The organism is Micromonospora sp. CA-263727, from assembly GCF_050942455.1.
In the GTDB taxonomy this organism is placed as follows: domain Bacteria; phylum Actinomycetota; class Actinomycetes; order Mycobacteriales; family Micromonosporaceae; genus Micromonospora.
The window spans coordinates 1559236-1584064 of sequence record NZ_CP192031.1 but is presented as its reverse complement, the minus strand read 5'-3'; the positions used below and the strand labels follow the sequence as shown (position 1 = coordinate 1584064).

Annotated in this window: 11 protein-coding genes; all 11 read right to left on the bottom strand. The window is 69.6% G+C overall.

From position 1 onward, the window contains the following. Positions 1–28: 28 nt before the first annotated feature. Positions 29–2155, bottom strand: a complete 2127-nt coding sequence (locus tag ACQPYA_RS07250) for a DEAD/DEAH box helicase (protein WP_433531873.1) — start codon at positions 2153–2155, stop codon at positions 29–31. Next, on the bottom strand, positions 2152–3453 hold the full coding sequence (gene brxD, locus ACQPYA_RS07245; protein ID WP_433531872.1) for a BREX system ATP-binding protein BrxD: 1302 nt from the start codon (positions 3451–3453) through the stop codon (positions 2152–2154). Before brxD ends, ACQPYA_RS07250 begins: the two co-directional genes overlap by 4 nt. Next, positions 3450–6227, bottom strand: a complete 2778-nt coding sequence (pglZ, locus tag ACQPYA_RS07240; protein WP_433531871.1) for a BREX-2 system phosphatase PglZ — start codon at positions 6225–6227, stop codon at positions 3450–3452. The genes brxD and pglZ overlap by 4 nt, the downstream gene beginning before the upstream one ends. After that, positions 6224–10039, bottom strand: coding sequence for a phage resistance protein (locus tag ACQPYA_RS07235; RefSeq protein WP_433531870.1), 3816 nt, complete (start codon positions 10037–10039; stop codon positions 6224–6226). The genes pglZ and ACQPYA_RS07235 overlap by 4 nt, the downstream gene beginning before the upstream one ends. 626 nt (positions 10040–10665) lie before the next feature. After that, on the bottom strand, positions 10666–11400 hold the full coding sequence (locus tag ACQPYA_RS07230) for a DUF4352 domain-containing protein (protein WP_433531869.1): 735 nt from the start codon (positions 11398–11400) through the stop codon (positions 10666–10668). A gap of 280 nt (positions 11401–11680) precedes the next feature. Continuing rightward, positions 11681–11851: a hypothetical protein gene (locus tag ACQPYA_RS07225; RefSeq protein ID WP_433531868.1), complete on the bottom strand. Its 171-nt coding sequence runs from the start codon at positions 11849–11851 to the stop codon at positions 11681–11683. A 169-nt stretch (positions 11852–12020) separates the two neighbouring features. Next, positions 12021–15524 (bottom strand): BREX-2 system adenine-specific DNA-methyltransferase PglX, encoded by a 3504-nt coding sequence (gene pglX / locus ACQPYA_RS07220; protein ID WP_433531867.1) that lies wholly within the window; start codon positions 15522–15524, stop codon positions 12021–12023. Continuing rightward, positions 15524–19630 carry a BREX system serine/threonine kinase PglW gene (pglW, locus tag ACQPYA_RS07215; protein WP_433531866.1) on the bottom strand — a complete coding sequence of 1369 codons (4107 nt, stop codon included), beginning with the start codon at positions 19628–19630 and terminating at the stop codon, positions 15524–15526. Before pglW ends, pglX begins: the two co-directional genes overlap by 1 nt. A gap of 722 nt (positions 19631–20352) precedes the next feature. Continuing rightward, the gene (locus tag ACQPYA_RS07210) at positions 20353–22908 is read right to left on the bottom strand and encodes a glycoside hydrolase family 2 protein (protein ID WP_433531865.1); all 2556 of its coding nucleotides are present in this window, start codon (positions 22906–22908) and stop codon (positions 20353–20355) included. Next, on the bottom strand, positions 22905–23819 hold the full coding sequence (locus ACQPYA_RS07205; RefSeq protein WP_433531864.1) for a carbohydrate ABC transporter permease: 915 nt from the start codon (positions 23817–23819) through the stop codon (positions 22905–22907). The genes ACQPYA_RS07210 and ACQPYA_RS07205 overlap by 4 nt, the downstream gene beginning before the upstream one ends. Next, positions 23816–24808 (bottom strand): carbohydrate ABC transporter permease, encoded by a 993-nt coding sequence (locus ACQPYA_RS07200; RefSeq protein WP_433531863.1) that lies wholly within the window; start codon positions 24806–24808, stop codon positions 23816–23818. Before ACQPYA_RS07200 ends, ACQPYA_RS07205 begins: the two co-directional genes overlap by 4 nt. Between the last annotated feature and the right edge of the window lie 21 nt (positions 24809–24829).

Sequence of the window (24829 nt, the reverse complement as noted above, 5' to 3'; positions counted from 1 at the left end):
CTCGCCGGAGCCTACGCTCACCGGTCGATCAACCGACCATGTCGACGAAGCGGACGGGTTCCGCCAGGACGGCGGCAGCCCCGCCGAGGTTGGCCAGGCGGGCAGCCAGGGTGGCTGCGGCGAGCCGCTCGGGCAGGGCTACGCCGAACTTCAGGCCTGCCAGGGCACGCTGGTCGACCTCCGGCAGGCATAAGCGCTCCTCGGCGTCGGCCACCAGGGTCCGCCACTGCGCGCGGGTCACATTCTCGCGGAGCCGGACGGCGTGATCGTCGAAGCGCTGCACCGGGTCGACGACCTCACCGAGCGTGGCCGCCAGGGTGGCATTTGTCCGTAGGCCCGCCCAGGTCCACCACCACAGGTCACCACTGCGGGACCGGACGACACAGTTGCCGCCCGGGTGGACCAGTGGCGAGCGTTCCTTCCGCATCTCGGCGAAGCTGCTCGCCGCTCGTTTGGTGATCCGCACGGGCGGGTCCTGGCCGAGCAGGACGTCACGCATGGCACGGGTCAGCCGATAACTCGACCCGATCCAGCCCAACGAGGTCCACCGGGCCCGGCCACCGCCGTCCACCGGTTCGACGAAGCAGCGGCGCCGACGCCAGTCGACGTAGGTGACCCGCCAGCTCCGGCCACTCAGCAACAGCCGGCGATCGCCGCGTACCTCCTCGGTGAGCAGACTCGGATCGATTCTGCCCAGCTCGGTCCGGCCGTACAGGACGGTGAACTCGGGTGGTCCGGTGAAGACGGCGGTCAACTCCATGAAGTGTCGCCGGCCGAACCGGCGTTCCGCCTCGGAGCCGATGAACAGCAGACCGCCGTCGCTGTCGAGGAAGCCCTGTTCGCCAAGGTGACGGACGATCGGCTGGGCGCTCGCGTCGAAGGGTGCCAGATCGTTCCACGCCTGTGGCCAGAGCCGGTCACCGACCTGCCCCTCCTGGAGGCAGAGCGCGAGCAGCTGCTGGGCGACGATGTGCCGGGGCTCCGGCGGCGGCAGGACCGGCTCCACCCAGCCCTGCCCCCATAACAGCAGCAAAGCTGCGGCTCGGATCAGCTCCGATCCGCTGCGGCACAGGAAGAGGCAGTTGCGCAGGCTGCCCGGCCGGCGTCCGGTGCGGCCCAGCCGTTGCAGAAACGACGCCACCGTCGCGGGGGCGTCGATCTGGATCACCCGGTCGAGGTCACCGACGTCGATGCCGAGTTCCAGGGTGCTGGTGGAGACGATCACGCAGTCCCGTTCCTCGGCGAACGCCTGCTCCGCTCGACGGCGCTCGTCCAGCGAGAGGGACGCGTGCGACAGGAAGGTGGTGACGCCCCGCTCGCGCAGCAACTGGGCGAGTTCCTCGACGGTCTGCCGGGCATCGCAGAAGACGAGCCGCTTCTCACCCCGGTGCAGCGTGGAGATGATGGTGGCCGCGTTGGCCAGGGAACCGACGTAGTCGAGTTCGACATCCCCCGGTGGCGCGGCACCGCCGGAGACGACCGGCGTCGCTGCGGACAGTCCGGGCGCGACGACCGTGCCCGGACGGATGCCGGCCCCAGCGCCCTGTAGCCAGCTGAGCAGTTGCTCGGGGTTGCCGACGGTCGCCGACAGCCCGACCCGTTGCAGCGGCCGGTCGACCACCCGGGTCAGCCGTTCCAACAGAGCGAGCAGGTGCCACCCCCGGTCGTCCCCGGCAAAGGCATGCACCTCGTCGACCACGACGGCGCGCAGGCCGCAGAGGAACATTCGATGGTCCACGTTCGCGCTGACCAGCATGGACTCCAGCGACTCGGGGGTGGTCAGCAGGATGTCGGGGCGTTGCCACAACACCGCCCGCCGCGCCGGGTGCGGCACGTCGCCGTGCCACCGCGCCACCGTCCGGCCCAGCCAGCCGGCGTACCGCTCGATCCTCGGGTGCAGGTTGTTGAGCAGCGCCTTCAGCGGGCATAGGTAGAGCAGTGCGGTGCCGTTCCACCGTTCTGCCGTCATCCGGGACAGCAGCGGAAAGAGCGCCGCCTCGGTCTTGCCGCCCGCCGTCCCGGCGAGCAGCAGCGCGTCCTCACCGCGGACCAACGGCGGCACTGCGGCACGTTGCAGTGGCCGCAGGTCCGGCCAGCCGAGGGTGTTGACCACATGGTGCAGCAGCACCGGGTCCAGCAACTCGTCGCCGCTCACATTGGCAGGTCGACATCGTCGGCCGCCGCGACGTTCCGCTCGACCTCGGTCAACTCGTCGGCACGTACGGTCAGGGCGTAGTGCTGCCAGGGATCCCAGTCGGGAAACTGGTCGACCCGGTCGAGGACGTCGGCGACGAGTTTCTTGAGATAGACCCGGGGTGCCACGCCGACCCTGCCCCCCAACCGTCCGGCCACCGCCCGGGCCAGCTCAGCGAGGTAGCCATCATCGACGCGGGCGGCTACCCGGTCTCCGCCGTAGATCTCCCGCACCCGGACGCCGAGTTGGACGAGGGACTCCTCGGTGAAACCGGGCAGCCGCAGCTGCGGGGCACGCGGGTTGTCCCAGCGCGGTTCCGGTCCGAAGTCGGTGGCGAGCCGCTGGGCCAGCGGGGCGAGGCGCTGCGCACCCTGCTGCCCATCGAAGAACGCCGGTGTGCCGGTGACCATCAGGAACAGCCCGGGAAAGCGGTCGGCGTAGATGTCGTCGACGAGTTGGCGCAGCGCGTTGAGTGCCTTGTCCCGGGCATCGGAGCGCACCCGCTGAAGGGTCTCGACCTCGTCCAACACCAGCAGCAGGCCGGGGTGGCCGCTGTCGCGCAGCACGGTCAGCAGGCCGCGCAGAAAGGTGAGCGCCCCGAAGTGGTCGAGGGCGCCCTTTATGCCGGCCGCCCGGCGGGTCGACGCCGCAACGTGCGGCTGCCCGCCCAACCAGGCGGCCAGCCCACCGGCGGTCACCTCGTCCCCGACGGCCACGGCGGTGCGGTATCCGCGCAGCGCCGCCGCGAAAGCGGGCGTGCTGCGGGAGATCTCCGCCAGCCGGATCTCCAGCAGCTCACCTACCGCCCGATCGAGCCCTTCGGCGTCCGCCTCGGTGGCCGTGCCGGCTGACAGGACATCCTCCTCCAAGGCGAAGATCCAATTGTCCAGTACGGGTCGCAGGGCACTCGGCGCGAACTGCTCGGTGGACAACTGCTCGACCAGGCGGCGGTAGACGGTCTCCATCCGGTGCAGCGGCGTCTCCAACTCGGAGACCTGCACCTCGGCAACGGCGAAGCTGCGCCGCTTGGCCCGTTCACCAAGCCACCTGGTGAAGAAGGTCTTGCCTGCGCCGTACTCGCCCCGGACGGCCTTGAACACGCTGCCCGCACCGGCGACCCGCTCCAGGTCGTCGTCGAGGGCGGTGGTGAAGCGGTCGAGCCCGACCGCGAGCGCGTCCACGCCGTTGGACGGCACCACGCCCCGACGCAGTGCGTCGATGATGTCGCGCCGACGGCGGGCGCTCACCTGCACGGTCATGACGCGGGCAGCCCGAACTGCTCGATCATCAGGGGGACGTCCAGCTTCGCGGTCCGTCCGTCGGGATCGAGACTGAGCACCGGATAGCCCTCGACCTGAAGCAGCCGCCGCAGCGCAGTGAAGGTGCCGGAGATCCGGTGCAGCGGCACGTCCGCCCGGGTGGCGAGGGTTTCCAGGGTGGCCCGGCCGTTCCCGGCGACCAGTGCAGCGACCAGTGCGGCCACCCGCTCGTCCGGCACGGGTGCCCGACTGTCGCGGCGGTCCGCGTACACCGGGCTGGCCAGCAAGGCGTCGACGAGCGCGACCACCGGGTCCGGCGCAACCGGTGGCCCGGCCGGGGATGCCGGCGGCGGCGACGGAGCCGCCGGGACCGGCGCAGGCAGGTCGAACAGGCCCTCGTCCTGGGCGGCCGGACGCGGCCGGCGGCCCGGTCGGGGAGCCGGCGTGGGCCGGGAGGACGGTACGGACGCAGGTCGCGGGTCCGCGACGGCCGCTGCCACACGTGCCGCCGGCCGCAGCGGCTCACGCCACCACTCGGGGCTGGCCACCGGTGCTCCGGCCCAGCCCGGGACGGCATCCTCGTCCCCGGCGGCGAAGAGCAGCAACGGGACGACTGCCTCGGCCGCGCTCGCCCCTCCGTGGTAGCCGGCCTTACGCGGGCCGTACCGCAGTTCCTCCCGCCAGGGCAGAATCACCTGGCCTCCGGCCAGCGCCACCCGGCTGCCCTGGAAAGCCAGCTCACCGTCACCGGGCTCGCCGGTCGCCGCCCGCCACCGATTCTCGCTGCTCTCCGACGGCCGCAGCGCGGCCTCCACGCCGCGATCGACGACATGCCCGTGGTCGGCGACCAACACCACGACCCGTCCCTGGGCGACGGAGAGCAGATCCCGCAGCCCTTTGACGGTTTCGTTGTTCCACTCGACCGAACCCGGGTCGCTTCGGTCCAGCGCATCGTCGATGGTGTTGATGACGGCGGCGACCAGTGGGACCGCCGGATCCTCGATGGCGGCGGCGACCTGGGGGTCGACCGCCAGCCCGGCCGGTGTCCGCAGGTCGGCCTTGTGCAGCAACACGCTGTCCGGGTAGCGGGCGGTGAGCGCCTTCGCCTCCTCGTTGCGATCACCGGCGGCGATCCGGCCGCTGAACAGGCTGCACCTGTTGACGGCAGTGACCGTCGGCAGCGCGGCGAGCAGTGCGGTGCGTGGCCCGCCGTCCGGAGTCAGCTCGGTCCAGGCACCGCTGCGCCCGAGTGACTCGGCAATCTCGATCCCGGCCGCCGCACCCATGCCGTCGAGGAGCAGCAGCAGGACCCGCCGGTCGTTGTCCAGAATCGGCTGCACGACCCGGTCCAGCAGGTCTTCCACCCGCAGCAGCGCACCGGGCTCCCGTTCCGCGCCGGTGGTGTCCTGCAACAGCTCGGCGAACTCGCGGTCGTGTCGGGCCCGGCGGATGTCCACCGCCTGGTGCAGCGCCCGGTACGCCTCGGCGACCTGCGGATCGACGTCACCGGCGAAAATGTCGAGCCGAGCCCGGTCCACCCAGCCGTCTTCACGGATCTGCCGGTGCACGACGTCGAGCATGGTGGCGGTCCGCCGGGCCTCCGGCGTGGCCAGCCAACGCAGCAGGCGGACGGCCATCCGGGCGGTCTCCACCCGCGTCCGGTCCGCCGATCGGTGTGCCTCGACTTCGGCCAGCCGTTCCTGGGTCCGTTCGATCAGGTCGCTGGCGGGTACCGCCGGGCAGGGCACCGGCAGAGCGAGCCGGACCATGGCACCGAAGGCCCGCATCCGTTGGGTGAATCCGGCCGGCAGCAGGGCTGAGGCGGCGAGCCGGCCGGTCACGTCGATCTCGGCCGCGATCTCCTCCGCCCGACGCAGCATCCGGTGTGCGTCGTGCCGGACCGCGTCGTCGTCCAGCGCCCGGTAGACCCATGCCTCGGCGGCCTCGGTGAATGCCGTCGCCGATACGTCGGTGATCCGGACGCCGCCGAGACGTGGTTCCAGCCGGGTCCGCGCCACCGCGATCTCGACGTCCGCCGACCCCGGATCACGGGGCCAGAGCACCCCGGCCAGCAGGCCGAGCGGGATGGCGTCGACGCCGTATCCCGCGCGGACCGCCGCGAGCACCGGTAGGGCGACCGGCCCGGCCGCCTCCAGCAGGAAGTCACCGATCCCGTCGGCCCACTCTGCGGGCAGCTCGACGAAGCGCAACTGCGCGGCGGCGTGACTGCTCGTGCTCCACTGCAACAGCCCGGCACCGTCCAACTCGTCCGGTTCGAGCCCCAGCACGGTTCCGGCGAGGTGGCGCAGGGCATGGTCGCGGGTCAGGATGGTGCCGGCCGGAGGCGGCCATCCGTCGGAGGGTGCCAGCTCGGTGAGCGCATCCGCGACCCATCGACCGGTACGCACCAGCGTGGAGTCGGGCCGCACCTGACCGCCGAACGCCTGGCTGACCAGGTCCCAGGGGTCGACGCTGCGGCCGGTCTGAAGGCTGACGTGCGCCAGCAGCCCGTCACCCAGCTCGGTGTCGGTCAGGTCGGTCAACAGCACGAGCTTTTCGTCCGCCAGGCGGTCAGCAAGCGCAGCCCGCGCCGCGATGGGAGTCGGGCAGGGTACGACACGCACGACCGTGCCGCCGATGGTGAGCACCGGTTCGTTGACCCAGTGTGGCTGGGCGAGCAGCACGATGGCGTCCGCGTCGTCGCCCTCGGCCAGCCACGACTCCACCTTGCGGCGGAGCGCGGCGGTCCGGACCGCGGCTCGGGGAATACTCACGCGGACCACTCCGGCACCTCGACCTGCCAGCTGACCGTGACCGCCCGACCGGCAGTGACCTCTGCCCGGATCCTCTCGGTCAGCTTGTCCAGCCCTCGCTGGTCGCGGACGGTCTCCTGCCGGGGCACCGGCGGCACCGTCCCTCCGGGCAGAGCGGTCACCCTCGAAGTGGACTCACCTGGCCCGGAGACCGTCGCGGGGTCCACCTTGACCGGCAGCCCGATCTTGTCCGGCGGAAGAACCACCGGCGAGTCAGGCACGACCGGCGGCGTAATCCGGTCCGGCCGCGGCAGCACGGGCTTTTCCCGGGCCAGCACCGCCACCGAGTCGGCTACTGCCTCCCGCAGCGCTCTCACCAGATCCACCGCGTGCTGTTCCTGCCGGGCGACGTCGTGGAGCTGGTTGACGATGCCGAGGGCTCGGGCGTCGTTCCCGGAGCGGAGCTTGATCGCGTCGAGCACCGGCCACTGGGCCGTGTCCAGTGCGACGACCAGCTGCTCCGCCCGCTTGAAGACCTGGCTCGCGGCCTGACCGTCGAGGCCGCCGAGGCGCAGCCCGCCCCGCGCGACGACGGCGACCAGCACCACGTCATCCTGCTCCTGCGCGACCTCGGCGAGCAGCCGGGCTACCCGCCGGGCGGTGGCCAGCCGGCCGGTGTCGGCGTTCGGATCCAGCCCGAGCAGATCGGAGTGCTGCTCCAGCTTCTCGGCGAGGGTGCCTGCACGGCCGGCGTACGCCCGGGCAACACCACGCAGCGTGCCGGCAAGGATGCCCAGGTTGGCCGGGTTTCGGAAGAGTGGCAGCACCTCGCCGAAGAATGGCTGCCCGAACCGTACGGCAGCCTTCCAGGTCTCGTCGTCAGGCATCGGCGGGTGGCGAAGCTCGAAACGGTCCTCCACCCCGACGACCGCCGAGACGCTGACCTTTCCGCCGCTGTCGTACCAGCTGACCTGCTGCTCGAACGCGAAGACCGCGATGATCAAGCTTTGCAGGTCCCGGTCGAATCCTCGGGCCTTCGGCACATCCAGCAGTCTCCGCAGCGCGTGCACCGGCCAGCGGTCCCGATAGTCCAGCTTGGCCGCCTCCTGCAACAGGTGCCGACTCCAGAAGCAGGTGCTGATGTCGAGCACGTACCGGTGGTCGATCACCTCGCCGAGGTGGAGCGGGTTGCAGATCCGGCGCAGGATCCTCAGATCGGCCGGTGAATCTACGGAGACACCGTGGGTGGGGTCGGCGGCGGCCCGACTGGCGTACTCCAGGACCCTCGCCAGGTCGGCGCGGGCCAGCGGCTTCTCGTCCACGGGCAGGGCGGGCGTGCCCGGATACGACCAGTCGAGCAGTTCGCCGGTGAGGTTGCGGAACGCGTCGGCGAGCGTGCCACCGCGCGGGTCACCGATGCGCAGCCCGTCGGCCAGGGTGTGCAGCACCCCGACGCTGTCGGGCTCCACATCGGAGAGCTGCGGGTTGGCCGCGCCGTACGCCTGCTTGAGCGCGGTGATCAGCCCGTCGCGGAGCTGGGTCTGCCGCTGGAGCAGATAGACCCGACCCTGCTGGCGGTCGGCCTTGGGCCAGTCCGCGGCGAGCGTGTTGAGCCGCTCCCCCGCGCCACCGACACCGAGCAGATAATTGATCTTCGCAAGCTGGGCGACCCGGCTCATCATGTCGTCGGTCAGGTACAGTGGCAGCCAGAACACCGTGTTCGAGCCGCGCGGCAGTTCGTCGATCCGGGCCCGGTCGGCGTTACGCGGAAAGTCCTGCGGGTCGAAGGGGTAGTCGATCACGATCCGCCAGGATTCACCGGGAGCGATCAGGGCGGCGACCGGCATGGTGTGCGGGTCGCGTACGTTGCCGAACTTGACCTGGACGATGTGCCGCCGTCCCCGCCACTCACGCGGATGCTGCAACTCGCCGTGGCTGCCCTCGGCACCGGCCAGCCCCATTTCGGCGCTGATCAGCTCGCGGAGCAACTGTTGGCGCACGCCGGCCGAGGTCTCGTTGTGCGGCACCAGGTCGAGCAGCTTGTCGAAGTCGACGGTGTGCAGCTTGAGCGAGACGACCGGGTCGTGGTCGTCGGTGAGGTGCAGTTCCCCCGCGTCCTGTGCGATCTTGCGCAGCCGGGTGAGCACCATGGTGTTCTCGTAACCGGGGATCGGGGAGGCGATCGAGCCGAAGTTCAGCGCGTGCAGTTTGGCGGCGGTCAGATTGTGCAGCGCCGGCACCTCGGGCACCAGTGCGCCCAGCAGGATCGTCTTGACCAGCTTGTCGTCCAGCTGGAACTGGGTGTGGCCGGCAGCCTTCTCCTCGTCGATCCCGTTGAGGCCGAGCAGCAGCGGGCGCAGCTTACGCAGATAGAGGCCACGGGCGGCGTCGAACTGCTGGCGCAGTTTCGGGCGGTCGGGCAGTTCGCCGTGCAGCACCAGCGAATCGAAGAGGGAGGCCACCCCGATCAGGTCGTTGACCCGCAGCGTGTCCCGCCGCTCCACCAGCAACTCGGTCATCACCTTCAGCGCGGTCCGCTCCCGCTGAAGCGCCTGCGACAGCGCGACAAGGGTGGCCACCAGAGCCGGTGAGAAGGGGTAGAGCTGGCGGAAGGCGACAGCGTCGGAGCCGATGCCGGCGTCGCCGTACTGCGCGCCGAGCAGCAGGGTGTCCCACACCTCGCGGTGGTGCCGCACCGCGGCGAACGCGTTGTCGATGGTGGCCCGTGCCTGGTCGTCGTTCGGGTCCAGCAGCCGCTTCTCGGTGATCTCGGGCAGGTTGGTGTCAGCGAGGACGATCTCCCCGAACCGCCCCTGGACGCTGCGCATCACATGCGCGAGGGTTTCCCGTTCGGTGCCGCCGACCTGCGGGCCAAGAAACTCCTCCAGGTTTCGCTGTCGGGCCACGAAGGAGACCAGCGGCAGCGGCCGGGCCGAGTCGGCGGACTCGACCAGCTTGTTGAGCTTGGCACCTTCGGTGTTGACGAAGGTGTAGTCGGCGATGCGACCGGAGAGCCAGAGGATCAGCTCGTCGAGGAAGAGAACGATCGCGTCGTACCCGAGGGACTTGGCGTGCCGGGTGATGACGGCGAGGCCGGTGTCCAGGTCGAGATATTCGGCGCTGTGCACCGCGCCGCTGAAGAAGGTCTGGGTCAACGCGCTGACCAGCGCATCGCGGTCCTTTGTGCCGGGTGGCTGCGCGGCGGCCTCCGCGTACCGCTGCGGGGCCCAGCCCTCGGCCTGGGCACGCAACGCGGCCAGACCGGTGCCGCCCGCACCGGGCCCCGAGGTGCCGCCACGCAGCGTCTCGAAGAACTTGTCGTCACCGAGCGTCCGCCGCAGGCCGGCCGCGTCCGCCAGCAGCGCGTCCGACCGGTGTACGGCGGGCACGGGCGCCTCCGGATGGGCGACGGTGACCTGGCGCAGGTAGCCCTCCAGGATCGCCTGCTCCACCGAGCGCGCGTCGAGCATGTGCAGGGTGAGACTGAGGAACCGACGGCCGGGCAGCCACGGCTCGGCCTCGACCACAGCCGACTCCAGGCCCTTGATCTTCCGGGCGTCGGGGTGGTGCGCCAGGATCTCCCGCAGCACCGCCATAAAGTGTGACTTACCGGAGCCGAACGAGCCGTGCAGGAACATCGCCTGCGAGCGGCCGGTGGTCACGGCGTGCCCAATGCGTTGGAGCGCGGTGCCGAAGTTGTCCCGCAGTTGCTCGGTGACGACGTACCGCCTCAGATCGGCGCCCTCGGCCGCCTTCACCACGAAGTCGCCCTCGCCAACCGAGGTCGGAATATCGATCAGGTTGCGCAGCAGCGTCACCGGTGTCGCCTCCAAAGCCTCCGAGGGTGCCCGACACGCTACCCACAGGCATGGATGTCCGGGTACCACTCCGGTTGACACTTTCCGCCAGCCTGCATCGACCACGATGGACGGGAGGCGAATCAGACGGCCGCTCGCCGGAGAAGCCGCAGATCAGGCCGGCATATACGAATATGACCCGAGTGACGACCACATCCGCCAGAGCGAGTCAGTTTCCCGACAGACTCTCACTCACCGTTCCAAGGCGCATACGAACGAGTCGAACGCCGGTTCGGCGATCGCCCTCAGCAGCAGCCGAGACGCCGCGTGCTCGGGCCTGACGTGTGGTCAGCCACGGCAACCACTGCGGGCCAGGCTCGCCAACGGCGGCCCCGGCATCAAAGCCGAGGCCGCCGAGCAGCTCATCATGTCCATCATCGACCCGTCGCCGGACCAGCCGATGAGCCGGAGATGGTCGGCCGCGTCCAAACAGCCATCGTGCAGAAGATCGTCACGGAAGATCACCTGCCGGGCGACGAACTGGACACCCTAGTTGCAGAGGCCGTCAAGCTGCCTTCCCGCGGCCGGCTCCAAAGGGTTCGTCGCACAGTCGCCGCTCGGCGGGTGGATCCTAGCGGCGGATCTCAGAACTCATCGGCAGATCACAGGACGACGACGGCGTCCTCAGCGAAAGTGAACAGGCCAGCGTCGAGCGTGATGGTCTTGAGCTTGGTGCCCTTCGGCACATCGAAGTAGACGTTCGCGGTCACCGAATTCCCCGGGTTGATCTTGTCGAGGAACCCCTGCCCGTCGCTGTTGCCGTAAATTCCGGCCTCTCCGTCGGCCTCGAACTCTCGACCGCTGGCGTCCTTGGCGGTAAGGCTGCCGTCGGCGTGGAAGGTGTGTGCGCTCTTGGTGACATTCTTGACGGTCACGCTGACCTTGCAGAACGTACCTTGCGCCTTGGTGTTGAGGAAGTCACTGCCCACCTGGGAGATCCCGCACTTCACCCCGTTGACGGTCAACTCGAAGTCCCCTCCGCGCACCTTGTCGCCGACGCCGGGGGACTTCGACTTCTTGGGTGCTGGAGCCGCAGTCGTCTTTGCCGGCTCAGGTGCCGCGCTTGTCGCTGGTGCCTCCTCACTCGCTGGGGCGCTGCTTTCGGCGGTTGGAGCGCCATTGCTGACGGAGGTGGCCTCGGTATTCGTATCGCCGCTGACCAAGCCAATCACGAACGCGCCCCCACAACACAGCATCACGAACGCGCCCACACCGATCAGCGCAGGCAGCAGCCAGGAGGCTCGCTTCTTGGGGGCGGACGGTGGAGCGAGCATCGGCGGAGGAAACTGCCCCGCCTGGGGTGGCGGATTCTGGCCAGGCTCGTATTGGGCCGTCATCGAGTCGTGTCTCCCGGATCGTGATCGCGCTTATGCGCCATGAGCAAGGCGTTCACGATGCCACAGGAGATCGCAAGCAATAGTCATCCGGGAGGCCCGGACCGCACGACAAGTTCAGCCAGAGAGCAACCGAATTGATGACTCGGATATCAGGCGTCAAGCCAACGCATGAACCGCAACCCGCATGGCGCGGAAGGACCCGCCGCAACCCAGTACGACGTTCTGTCAGATATCCGCCAAACAGACCCACGGCCGCTTGGCGACGGCTAACCAGATCCACTCAAGGAATCTCGGCCGCCAGCAGGTTCTCGTCTTCGCCAAACTCATTCATGACCGAAGCCTGCGCAGCTGCCGGGATCATCGTGGAGTAAATTGTCTGACCTGACTCCGGAGTAATCCCGAACGCCCCATCAGGCTCAGAAAGCCAATCTGCGCTCGCGACATGGGGCACAGAGCCCAAGATGACTCCGAGCAAGCGAGGGCCCGCCCCCATGAAGCCCTCCGCAGTGACGGCGAGATAGGCATCTCCGTCTCGCGCCTTCACCAGCGCGGCGATCCGATGACGGCTGAGGGTGGCTGTGCAGACCTTGCCCGTGCTCAGCGAAACCGCACACGCCCCACTACGGCAACTCCTGACGCAGTAGCCGCAAGTCCGCCAGCGCCAGCCGGTCGGCGCCGAGCTGAGACAACTCGGTGTCGATGAGGTCGGTGAAGAACTGGGCGGGTGAGCCGGGGAAGCCGGGGCGCTCGTCGGCGTACCACTGGTGTAGCCAGGGTTCCAGCTCGGCGATGCCGGCCAGCAGCGGCAGCAGGCGCTCCGGCGGCCAGGCCGCTTGGAGCTTACGGTCCAGGTAGACGGTGGCCAGCGCCTGGGCCTGAGCGAGGTGGTCCCAGCCGGCCCAGCCGAGCAGCTCGGTGGCGTCCCCGTCGCGACCCGCCTTCGGGTACGAGACGAAGCGTTCCTTCGGCACGTCGAGTTTGCCGCGCGCCCGCCAGTACGACGTCTTGACGAAATCCGCGGAGGTGTACTTCGGTGGCACCTTGACGTCCACGCTCTCGCCCGCGTCCTCCAGCCGCTGCTGCACCCAGGTCCGCTCCCATTGCGCCCGCTTGCGCAGCCCGGACGGCTTGTAGCGGTGTGCCGGAAGGTAGGGCACATGCTCGTCGGCGACCAGTTTCGCCAGGGTCTTCGTCAGGTCGTAGTCGTCGCGCCCGACCCACAGCTCCAGCACCGACCGGAAGGCGTCGTCGTGGCGTACCTTGTCGGCGAGCTGCGCGACCGACTGCGGCATCGGACGGTCGCCCCACACCTCGCGCGCCTCCAGCCGATCGAGCAGCCAGTCTCGCAACGCCTTGGCCCGCATGGCGTCCCAGCCCTCGGTGGCCCACCGCCGCTTACACTCCGGCCGCTCGATCAACGCGATGTTGCGATCCGACTCGATGACCTCGATCCGCCGCTGCACCAACGCCCGATACTCCTCCGGCCAGTGCGCCGGCGCCTCGGTGATCGGCGTCGAACCGTGCCGCGCGAACCATTGCGTCTCCAACTCGCCAGCCGCGACCTTTCGCGCCAACACGATCTCGAACGCCCGCTCCCCCAGCGCGATCTCCGGCGGCTCGGCGCAGGTCAGATCCTCGTCACGCAGCCCGTAGAGCCGGTAGACCTCCCAGTCCAACTCCTCCTGAGCCGCGATCATCCGTGCCCGCGTCGAGTCGTAGTCGGCCCGCGCCCCCGCCAACCGTTCTCCGGTCGGCACACCAGCCTCCGCGACCGCCGCCGGACTCAAGCTGACAAGCCGCTGCGCCAGCGAGTCGAGCAGCCGCGCCCTCCCCAACGGGTACGCCCCGGGCAACGGAAACTCCTGAAGCTTCGTCCCGGTGAACTCATACCTGGGTTCCCAGTTTTCGTCACCGATTCCGCCACCGATCCCGCCGTTGCCCTTGTTGTGGCTGACCTGCTTGAGCCAAAAGCAGGCGGTCGAGCTGTTCAACACCCCGAGCAGCCGCAGATGCTCGTCCTCCGTCGCCCCCTCCGGCAACTTAATCACCGGCGCCGATCGGTTGAAGACCTTCCCACCCCGGTCCAGCACGAAGTGGTTGTGCGTCGCCACGAACGCAAACGCGACTGATAGCGGAGCTCGATAGCGCCTAGGGAAAAACATGCTGTGGTCAAACCATCGCAGGCCGCGATCCTGTGGGGACTGGCCAAAGTCGACTCGAGACTGCAACCATGCCCGAGTCCGCCAGTAGAATCGCCGCTCACCGTCGGTTAGATCACGAGCGAGACCAGATTCATCATAGGGAAACATGGTCGAAGTCGGCGCAGCCAACGCAAAGTCGCGAACATCTTCACCTAGAACCACCGGCACCGTCGCCGCGCTTAGACCCAACGTCCGTGCGGATGCACTTGCAAGATAGAATGCTTCATCCAACCCAGTGTGGGTGGTTCGACCGACGACATCGATCACTCCCCCTAGGAGAGAACGACCAATAGTGAGCACTGAGTAAAGTTCCCCTGCCCCACCGCCGGAGAGGCTCCACGGGTACCTCTCAAACCGAGTCCTGACAGCGTCCTGAACGCTCACCCAGTCCGAATCAGAGCCAGGAAAGTCAACTTGTTTGACTATCGCAGACCATACAAGCCCCGTGGCTGGATCGGCTGGCTGCCCTGGCTCGCCTCGAATACCAAGAACTGTTCGAACCACCTGAGAACGTCGGCGATCCTTCGCTCTGCCGATCAGGATCACGGTTGGAGTGCCATGGCCGGGGATGTAGGCGCCGGAGGTGTCGACGACTTCGGTCAACTCCACCTGGTGGGCGAAGTAGTTCTCGATGAGATTCTTGCCGAATTCGCGTTTCATGAAGGCGTTGCCGGTGATCTGACCGACGTGGCCGGCACCCTCGCCGTGCTCGTCGCCGCGCTTGGCCAGGTCGAAGAAGCGCTTGGCGAACGGCACCGTCAGCGCGTACTGCCGGTGGCAGACGTCCGGATAGATGTCCCGGTAGAGCTTGTTGCGGGCCGAATCGGCGACGGTGATGTAGGGCGGGTTGCCGACCGCCACCGTGTACTGCCCCTCGCGCAGGTAGTCGGCGAGCAGCTCGGCGTCCTCGGTCGCGTACGCGAAAGCTCCCCGGCCCTCCACCTGCGCAATCAGGTCGCCCTGGTGGCGGGAGGTGCGGCCCCAGTGCAGGAGGGAGTCGCCGGTGGCGACCCGGACTGCCCAGGCGGGGGTGCGTTCCAGGGAGCGTAGGTCGCACTTGTTCATCGCGGCGATCAGCAGCCGGAAGCGGGCGATGGCCACCGCGAACGGGTTGATGTCCACTCCGGTCACCTGGCCGAGGGCCCGCTCCACAAGCACCCGGATGTCGGTCCCGGGCTCGCGCTTACGCCAACGCTCGGCCAGGCGGTCAAACGCGCCGCGCAGGAAGTGGCCCGAGCCGCAGGTGGGGTCGATGACCGAGGTTGCCGGCAGGCCGAATTCGCGTACCGCCGGCTCGAAGGTGCGGTCGAGGATGAACTCTTCCACGAACTCCGGCGTCTGGAGCAGCGCGTACGTCTTCTTGGCGTGGGTCGACAACTCCTGGTAGAGGTCGCCGAGGAAGCGGGTGTCCAGATCCTCGACCCGCAGCGAGACCAGACCCGGCCCGCGCCGGAAGAACTCCGACAGCGCTTCGGCTGCCGCGCCGGAAATGGGGAACCGCCAGACCGGGTTGTGCTCGTCGAAGATCTTGCCGGTGGCGCGCAGCCCGCGCAGGTAGCCGAACGCCTCGCGCAGCCACTCGCGGTCGTTGTGGCGGGGATTGTCGATCAGGTGCTGCTGACGCTCCCCCATGGCCCTGCCGACCGGCGCGTTCGGCTCCGGGCCGCCGATCCAGAGCGGTTCGACCAGGTCGTTGTCTTCGACGAAGCGTACGAAGACGCAGCCGAGCACCCAGGCCACCGCGGCCTGGTCGAGGATGTCCTCCAGCCAGGTTTCGAAGGCGCCAGCCGTACGCCGCGCCTCGGTCGCCTCGGCGTGTTCCTTGCGCAGCGAGGATTCCAGCTCGGAGTCCTGCCCCACCTGCCCGCGAAGGTCGTCGGTGAGGGCGGTGACCTGAGTTTGCAGCGGCTTCAGCGGGATCATCAGGCCGCGTTCCTCTCCCGGGGGGTGTCCCACTCCTCGGGCAGCCAGAGTGACTGGCTGCCCGGCGAGGTGAGCGGCAACTGATGGCCGTCGAGCAGCACCGGTTCGGTACGGCGGACCGGGATAAGCAGCAGCCGGGCGGCAGGGCGGGGGCGGGTGGGGTCGGCCAGTTCCTGGATCAGCCGGAGTTGCTGGTAGCGGGCCAGCGGTGCGGCCTCGGTGATGAGCACCGGGCCGGTGGTCTCGGCCAGCATCGTGTCGATGGCCGGCATGACCTCGTGTTGGAAGATCTCCATCAGACTGCGGAAGTCAGCGTCGGTCGAGACGCCGGTGTCGGCGGCGACGATGGCCTCCCAGGGGAAGCCGAGTGAGCGCAGTCGCGCCAGCATGATGGCGGTGACGTCGACCTCGGTGAGGTCGTACCGGTCCAGTAGGGCCCGGCGGGTTCGGGCCGGGCGGCGGATCGAGGTGAGCATCACCAGGAAGCCACACCGGTCGATGGTTTCCGCGATGCGGCGGCGGGCGCGGGCGGCGGCGTCCGGTTCCAGGATCGGGCCGACGGTGCTGGCCGAGCGGGTGCCGGTCACCGACGAGGTGCCCTGCGGCGGGACGTAGCAGCCCCGGCTGGCTTCCCAGACGAGCGGGATCTCCCGTAGCAGTTCGTCCAGCGTCGGTCGGGGCGGCAACTCCTGGGCGCGCGGGAATCGGGCGCGCACTCTGGCACGTACCGTCTCGGGGTCGAGTTGTTGGCCGACCAGCGCGCCCGCGGCGAGCCGAAGCGCGCGCCCGGCGGGCATCCGTTCCGCCGGGTAGAGCTGACCCTGGGGGTTGACGGCGGCCTCGCCGCCACTGCCGGCGGCGGCGAGTTGGAGCAGCCGGGCGTCGCTCAGCGGCGGCACGCCGGCCGGCGGTGGCTCCAGCGCGCGTAGCTCCTCCACCGCGCGAGCCCGGGTGGGCAGCGGGTCGCCGCCGGCCAGGCTGGCCGCGCGGCGACCGAGCCGGGTCACATATCCGAGCAGGTCGTCAGCGGTACGCGCGGTGCCGGGGTCGTCCGGCTCCCGACCGATGAGTACGGTGTCGCTGCCGCGCAGCCGCTGGATGGCGAGCCGGGCGTCCCCGCCCCGGGTCAGCTCGGTTTCGACGGCGGCGCGGACCAGGCCGACCGCCTGGGCGGTGCGTTTCGGTTCCGCCGTGTAGGAGCCACGGGTGACGTTCAGCGCTTCGGCGATCTCCTCGGCGGAGGCGACTCCGCCCCGCGCGTCGAGCAGCGCCACGATCTCGTCGCGGACCAGGCCGAGTGCCGGGCTGGTGGTCCAGTCGCGGGCGATCATTCGCTTGAGCAGGCGGGACACGTCCGGTTGCTGTTTACCGACCACCCGGGCCACGTCCGCCTGCGACGGCCAACGCAGGTAGTAGCCGTCGGCGATGGTCTGGCCGAGCAGCACCTGCACGGCCGTCCGGTGCCACCCGCTGCGGGCGGTGGCCGCCGGCAGCAGGGTGCTGCTGACCGCTTCGACGTGCTGGGCGTCCGACCTGGTGGGCGCCGCCGGTTCGGCGGTGGCGAGCAGGTCGCGCAGTTCCCGGCTGCGAGCCAGGATCTCCTTGCGGGTGGCGTCGGGTACGCCCCGGGCCCGGGTCAACGCGGACGGCTCGGCGTCCAGCAGCTCGCCGATGGTGCCGATGCCAAGCCGTTCCAACGCCGAGCGGGCTCGGGCGGTCAGCTCGGTCGCCTCCAACGACGAGGCCCGGGTCAGCGGCCTGAATCCACCGGTGTCGTCGGTGGATTCGGGGATTTCCCGGAACACCGCCCGCCAGGCGTCGGTCATCTCGTCGAGCGTGTCGAACCGATCGGCGGTGTCCCGAGCCAGTGCGGTGGCGAAGAAGGTGACCAGGCGGTCCGCCACCGAGGCATCGAAGCCCGCCGGATCCAGGGTGACCTCGTCGGTGACAGTGGCAGGGTTCGCGCCCGCACCCCATCGGGGCAGCGTCCCGGTGGCCATTTCGTAGAGGGTCACGGCGGCGGTGAACCGTTCGGCGGCGGCGTCGAAGCGCAGCCGGCGCGGTGGCCCGAGGAACGGGTCGAGGTAGGTGGTGGTGCCGGCGGTGAGCTGGTCGGCCGGCACTCCGGCCAGGGAGAAGTCAAAGATGCACAGGTGCGGCTGCTTGTCCTTGGGCCGGGGGCGGGCGGCCAGGTTTGCCGGTTTGATGTCCCGGTGCCACACCCCCTGACCGTCCAGGAAAGAAACGATCTCCAGCAGGTCGCGGCCGTAGCGTTCGAGCAGGTCCAGGGCCAGCCGGCCGCCGCGTAGCTCCTCGGCCAGGGTCCGCTCGCCGGCACTTTCCAGCAGCAGGGCAGTCCGGCTGCCGACCTTGATCGGGCCGCGTACCAGGGCCGCCACCCGGGAGTCGCGCAGCTTGCCGACGATACGGGCCTCGGCGGCGAAGCGGTCGGCGTACTGCTCGTCCCGGGCGACCTTCAGCACGAGTTGCCGCCCGCCGTCGGTGCCGTCCTCGGTGACCAGCAGCGCGATCGCGGTGGCACCGCTGCCCAGCCTGGTCAGCACGGTCAGCCCGCCGTCAAGCACGTCGCCCCGGTGGGCGTGCAGCGGATCCACCACCGGCTCCGGCTCGGGGGCGGTCAACTCCTCCCAGACCAGTTCGAGGCCGGCGAGGAAGTCGGTGACCCGCCGCATCCGCTGCCCCGGGTCGCCCCGGGTGGCGTCGTAGATGACCTCGACAAGCGCCTTCGGCATGCCGTCGGCGACCGCGTCCAGGGGCAGTCCGCCGTTGGCGACGGCGGCGATGAGTTCCTCCGCCGAGCCCGCCGGCTCCGCCCCGGCGAAAATCCGGTACGCCACCGCGCCGAGGGAGAACATGTCGAGCTGGTGGCCGGGCAGGTCATCGAGGGTGGCGGCCTCGGGGGCCTGGTAGCGGCGGACCGAGTTGTCGAAGAAGAGTTCGAGGGCGGCCGGGTCGGTGGCCGAGCCGAGCGAGGTCATCCGGGTGCTGGGTAGCCGACTGCCGGTCTGCCAGTCGGTGACCACGAGAGTGGGCCGAGCGCTGTCCGGGTCGCAGACGTAGACCGCCCGGGGATTCAACGAGCGGTGCGACAGCCGACGGGCGTGGGCATGGGCGACGATCTCGGCGAGGTCCTGTGCGAGTTGTAGCCGCTGGGCCAGGTGCAGCCGGCCGTCCCGTTCGGCCAGCCACTGGTCGAGGCGCTGCCACTCCGGTTTGTGGTCGAAGACCACCGCCGGGCCCCAGGGGTGGTCGACCAGGTCCAGCGCGCGGGCGATACCGGGATGGTGGATGCCCTGGAGCAGCCGGAACTCCCGCTCTGCGGCCCGCCGGATCACCGGTACCTCGTCGTCGGCGGCCCGGCTGGTCAGGTAGAAGCGCACCCGCCGCAGCACTGTGGTATCGAGGGTGTGGTCGGCGAGAAAGTCCTGCCAGCCGATGCCCTCCGCGAACGGGCGCTGGTGCAGCATGAGCTGGTTGACTCGGCGCTCGGCCACCGACGGGCGGATCTTCGCGCCGCGTACCAGCTCGACGATCTGCCGGCCGCGTACCGCGTCGACGGAATGGCGAGCCTCGGTCGACGGCGCCAGCAGCATCTGTTTGAGGCTGGGCAACTGCGCGTTGTTGTTGTCGAGGCCGTAGACGTGCTGCCGTCCGATGTCGTCCAGCTCGGAGCGGGTGTTCCGGGCGTGCAGAAAGATCACGGGGTTCACGTACGGGGTGCGAACGCCGGTCGGGGCGTAGTAGGCCATGACGCTGCGGAGCCGCTTGGCCTTGCGGTTGGCCAGGATCAGCGGATTGTCGACCGTGGACCGATTGCCGTTTGGCGCGTGTCGCCGCCAGCGGTTACCGTCTCCGCCGACGCGGCCCTGCCAGTGCTTCAATTCGAGCAAGTAAAGACCGCTGCGGGTGAGCACCAGCGCATCGATCTCGTTGATCGAGCCGTCGGTGCCGACGAATTCGACGTTCGCCCACACGTGATATGGCTCGGCGTCCGGCAGGTACGACGCCAATTCGCGTAGCCCGTCCTGCTCGTGCAGGTAGGAACTGGGATTGATCTGCTCCCAGCGCGGCGAACCCTCACGCATCCGGCATCATGCGCTGCCGCGCAATCATGACGATCACTCCCAGGAATACGGCTGCCCGAATCCCGTGGACGGTACCGCCGCTTCTCGACGGTGCCCAGAGTTCGATCAGTGGGTAGAAATGCTCGACTTTTCTACCCGATCACTCTATTGACACCCATTCACGCTGATCACTTGGGCTGGAGCGAGGGACGCGGTGCATATTATTCGCGTTTCGGAGGCAAGAAGTCCGGAATCCGACACCGAGGACCGCCACCGCAGCCTGCGCCCCACCGTGGCCGCCGGAGTCGGGCCAGCGCCCCGATTCGTAAATCCGCAACCCTCCTCCAGGGCCGGTCGAGTATCGACGTCGGCCGCCGGTGGTGGTGGTGCGGCCGAGCCAGACCGGAGGCATGCGCTCCCTCCACACGACAAAGGAAAGCGCTTTCCGACACGGTCCGATGATAACCACACGGTTCGATGCACGTCAATATTTCGACGTGGTCCCGGATGCCACAGGGGTCGGCGCCTCCGGGACGAGAAGGCGCCGGAAATCTACTCGGCGCGGAGATGGTCCAGGTCGTGCCGGCCGGGGCTGACCCAGATCAGGATGCCGCGTACGTCGGCCAGGGCCGAGGTGTCGCAGGACATCTGGGTGAGCAGGTCGACCTCCGGATGTCCCCTTCCGGTAGTCGTGTTAAGAGGGGGCCCTTCCTCTACCGCAGGCGTTAATAGGGGGCCCTTCCTTACATGTCGTTCACGCAGCGGAGCACGGGGTGGGTGGTGAGGGCGGCGGGGTCGAGCGGGGTGTCGGCGTGCACGGTGAAGGTTGTCGACTCGCCGGGGAGCAGCGTCACCAACGCCTCGTCCACCCGGGCGGAGGGGTGGAGGCGGTCCGGGTACAGGGTCAGGTCGCGCAGGATGGTGCGGGCGGTGACGCGGAGCTGCTGACCGTCGCCGGCCGGTTCGACCGTCGCGGCGAAGTCTGCCGCCGGCCAGCGGATGTCGCGGTCCTCGGCGAAGAACCACAGCGCGCGGTCGGTGCCGGCGTCGGCGACCAGTAGCTCGGCTCGGGGTTCGTCCGGCCGGGCCAGCTCCGCCGGCAGCGGCAGCGTCACCGTGGCGTACGCGGGCACGTCCAGTTCCAATGTGGTCTTCGCCCGGGGCTCCCCGGCCACGGTGAGCCGGGTGACCGTCGCCGAGGACCGCCACGGCTGGCCGGTGTCGTTGACCGCCACCAGGCCCAGACCGCCCTGCACCGGGGCCAGACCGCCGTCCACCCGGGCCGGAGCAGCGTCGCGGGGCTGGACGGTGAGCAGTCGGTCGGCGTATGCCCGGCGCAGCGCGTACCAGAGGGGCTTGCGGCGGCCGTCGCCGTCGACGGCGGCCCAGGAGGTGACCGGCCAGCAGTCGTTGAGCTGCCAGACGATCGTGCCCATGCAGAGGCCACGATGGGAGCGGAAGTGTTCCACCCCGAGCTGGATGGCGCGGGCCTGGTTGAGCTGGGTCAGGTAGTGCCAGTCGTCGAAGTCGCGCGGCACGGGCAGGTGGGCGTCCAGCCCACGGCGCAGCTTGAGGTCACCGTCGATGGCCTTCTGGTGGTGCGCCATGCCGGGCGAGTCGTGGGCGAGCGGCTGGTCGGAGAGCGCCCGGCGCAGCGTGGCGTACGCGGGCGGCGCCTGGTAGCCGAACTCGGCGACGAACCGGGGAAGGTACTCCCGGTACTTCGTGTAGTCGTCGGTGTTCCAGACGTCCCAGATATGCGTGGTGCCGTACGCCGGGTCGTTGGGGTGGATCTCCTCGTTGCCCGAGTACGGGCTGCCCGGCCAGTAGGGGCGGGTCGGATCCAGAGCGGCGACGATCCGGGGCAGCAACTCCAGGTAGTAGCCGTGACCCCAACTGCGCCCGGCCAGCGGCGCCTGCCAGTCCCAGTCGTGCCAGCCCCAGATGTTCTCGTTGTTGCCGGTCCAGAGCACCAGCGACGGGTGGCTGGCCAGCCGGGTGACCTGCTCGGTGGCTTCGGCGGCCACCTCGCTGGCGAAGGGCTCCTCCTCCGGGTACGCGGCGCAGGCGAAGAGGAAGTCCTGCTGCACCAGCAGGCCGTGCTCGTCGGCCAGGTCGTAGAAGTCGTCCGACTCGTACCGGCCGCCGCCCCAGACCCGCAGCAGGTTGACGTTCGCCTGCGTGGCCTGGTCGAAGCGGTGCGCCAGGCGGTCCCGGGTGACCCGGGTGGGGAGGGCGTCGTCGGGGATCCAGTTGACCCCGCGCACGAAGACCGGCACGTCGTTGACGTGCAGGGCGAACGGCGCGCCCTGGGCGTCGGGGGTGGTGTCGAGGCGCACCGCGCGGAAGCCGATCCGCCGGCGCCAGTCGTCGAGGGTGTCGCCGTCCGGCCCGCACAGGGTCACCGCCAGCTCGTAGCGGGACTGCGCGCCGTGGCCCCGGGGCCACCACAGCTCGGGCTCGGCGACGGTGAGGGTCAGCACCGCCGCCCGCTCTCCGGCCGGGATGGTCGCCTCGGCGGTCACCCCGGCCACCTCCGCCTGCACGGTGACGGGCAGCTCCGCGACCCGGTCCACCTCGACGTGCAGGTCCACCCGCCCGTCGCCGCCGTCGACGGTGACCAGCGGGCGGACGGTGGCGAGCCGGGCCACCGACCAGCCGTGCAGTCCGATCTCCTGCCAGACGCCCGCGGTGACCAGGGTGGGACCCCAGTCCCAGCCGAAATTGCAGGCCATCTTGCGGATGAACTGGAACGGCTCCGGGTACGCGTTGGGCCGGTCGCCGAGCCGGTCCCGGTGTGCCTCGGCATACCGGTAGGCGGAGTCGAAGCGTACGGCCAGGGTGTTGTCCTCGGCGTGGAGCAGCGACGTGACGTCGAAGCGGTACCCCCGGTGCATGTTCTCGGTGCGGCCCACCTCGACGCCGTTGAGGGTGATCGTGGCGACCGTGTCCAGCCCGGCGCAGACCAGGTCGAGCCGCCGGTGGTCGCCGGCCGGGCGGTCGAAGGTGGTCTCGTAGACCCAGTCGGTGTGCCCGATCCAGCCCAGCGCGGTCTCGTTGTCGTCCAAATACGGGTCGGGGATCAGCCCGGCCGCCAGCAGGTCGGTGTGCACGCAGCCGGGGACGGCCGCCGGCACGTGCCGGCCGATGACCTCGGCCGGCACGACTCGGCCATCGACCTCGACCGGCGCGGCCCGGCCGTCCACCTCGGGTGGGGCCTGCGGGCCGGACACCGCCCGCAGGGTCCAGCCGTCGTGCAGCGCCAGCCGGACCGGACCGGCCCCCCGTGCGTCGCTCAAGACTTCACCGCGCCTTCCATGATTCCGCGGACGATCTGCCGACCGCCGATGACAAGCATGATCAACAATGGCACGGTGGCCACGAACGCGCCGGCCAGCACCCGCCGGTAGATGACGTAGTTGCCGCTGGCCAGGTCGGAGATGGCCACCATCGAGGTGGGGTAGTCGGTGCCGTTCAACGTGATCAGGGGCCACTGGAAGTCGTTCCAGGTGGCCACGAAGGTCAGCAGGCCGAGCACCGCCAACGCCGGGCGTACGGCCGGCAGCACGATGTTCCAGTAGACCCGCATGGTGGTGGCGCCGTCGACCCGGGCCGACTCGACCAGTTCGTCGGGCACCGTGTTGACGATGAACTGCCGCATGTAGAACACCCCGAACGCGGTGACCAGGCCGGGCACGATCACCGCCAGCAGGGTGCCGTTCCAGCCCAGCTTGCCCATCACGATGTAGAGCGCCACGACGCCGAGCTGGTTGGGCACGGTCAGGGTGAGGATCACGAAGAGCAGCAACGCCCGGCTGCCCCGGAAGCGCAGCTTCGCGAAGGCGAAGCCGGCCAGCGAGCAGAAGAACAGCACCGAGGCGGTCACCACGGTGGCGACGATGACGCTGTTCACCAGGGAGGCGGCGAAGTAGACGTCCTGGAGGGAGAAGACCTCGTCCAGGTTCACCAGGAACTGGTCGCCGGGGATCACCACCGGCGGCAGCTGGGAGGTCGCCTCGTCGCTGCTGGTCGAGATGACGAACATCCAGTACAGCGGGAACGCCGCGAAGAGGGCGGTGACCGCCAGGAAGAGGTAGGTCCAGAACCCGGCCGGAGTGTCCTGTGGGGCCCGGCCGAGCAGGACGGCGCGCTTGCGGGCGGCACGCGGCGGCGCGCTGCCGGTGGGCCGGGGCGGGGCCGTGGTGGTCATTTGCGTCCCCCGGAGATGCGGTTGGTCAACAGGGTGTTCAGGGCGGCGACCACCAGGATGATGAGGAACAGCGCCCAGGACATCGCGGCGGCGTACCCGAGGTTGAGGTCCTTCCAGCCCACCTTGTAGATCAGCTGCGCGACCGTCTGCCATTCGCCGCCGGCACCGCCCCGGGCGGTCTGGGCGTTGAGGTCGAAGAGCATCGGCTCGGTGAAGAGCTGGAGCCCGCCGATGGTGGAGAGCACCACGGTGAAGATCACCACCGGGCGGATCATCGGCACGGTGATCCGCCAGAGCTGACGCCACGGGCCGGCCCCGTCGAGGGCCGAAGCCTCGTAGACGTCGCGCGGGATGGACTGCATCGCGGCCAGGTAGAGCAGGGCGTTGTAGCCGATCCACTTCCAGTTGACCATGGTGGCGATGGCGATCCAGGAGTGCAGCTTGTCGGCCCGCCAGTCGATCGGGTTCTCGGTGCCGATGCCGATCAGGCCGAGCGCCCAGTTCGCCATCCCGAGGTCGCGCGAGAAGAAGACGTTGAAGACCAGCGTGGAGGCGGTGATCGGGGTGATGTACGGCAGCAGGGCGCTGACCCGCCACCAGCTCTGCGCCCGCAGCCGGCGGTTGAGCAGCGACGCGATGATCAGCGCGAGCAGCAGCTGCGGGACGGTGGAGAGCAGGAAGATGCCGAAGGTGTTGTAGAGCGCGTTGCCGAAGTCGCCGTCGGTGAAGAGTCGACGGAAGTTCTCGGTGCCGGCCCAGCCGGTCAGATCCGGGTCGTCCAGGCGCCAGTGGCGCAGCGCCACCACCCCGTTGAAGATCATCGGGAAGAGCCCGAAGACGAAGAAGAGCAGGAAGAACGGGGCGATCATCAGGTACGGCATGTACCGCACGTCGAAACGGTGCAGCCGGTCACGCCAGGCCGACCGCCGACCCGGGGCGGGCCGGGGACGCCGGGTGGCCGGTTCGGGGGCCGCGCGCGTGGTGGACATCGGACACTCCAGGTGCGGGGA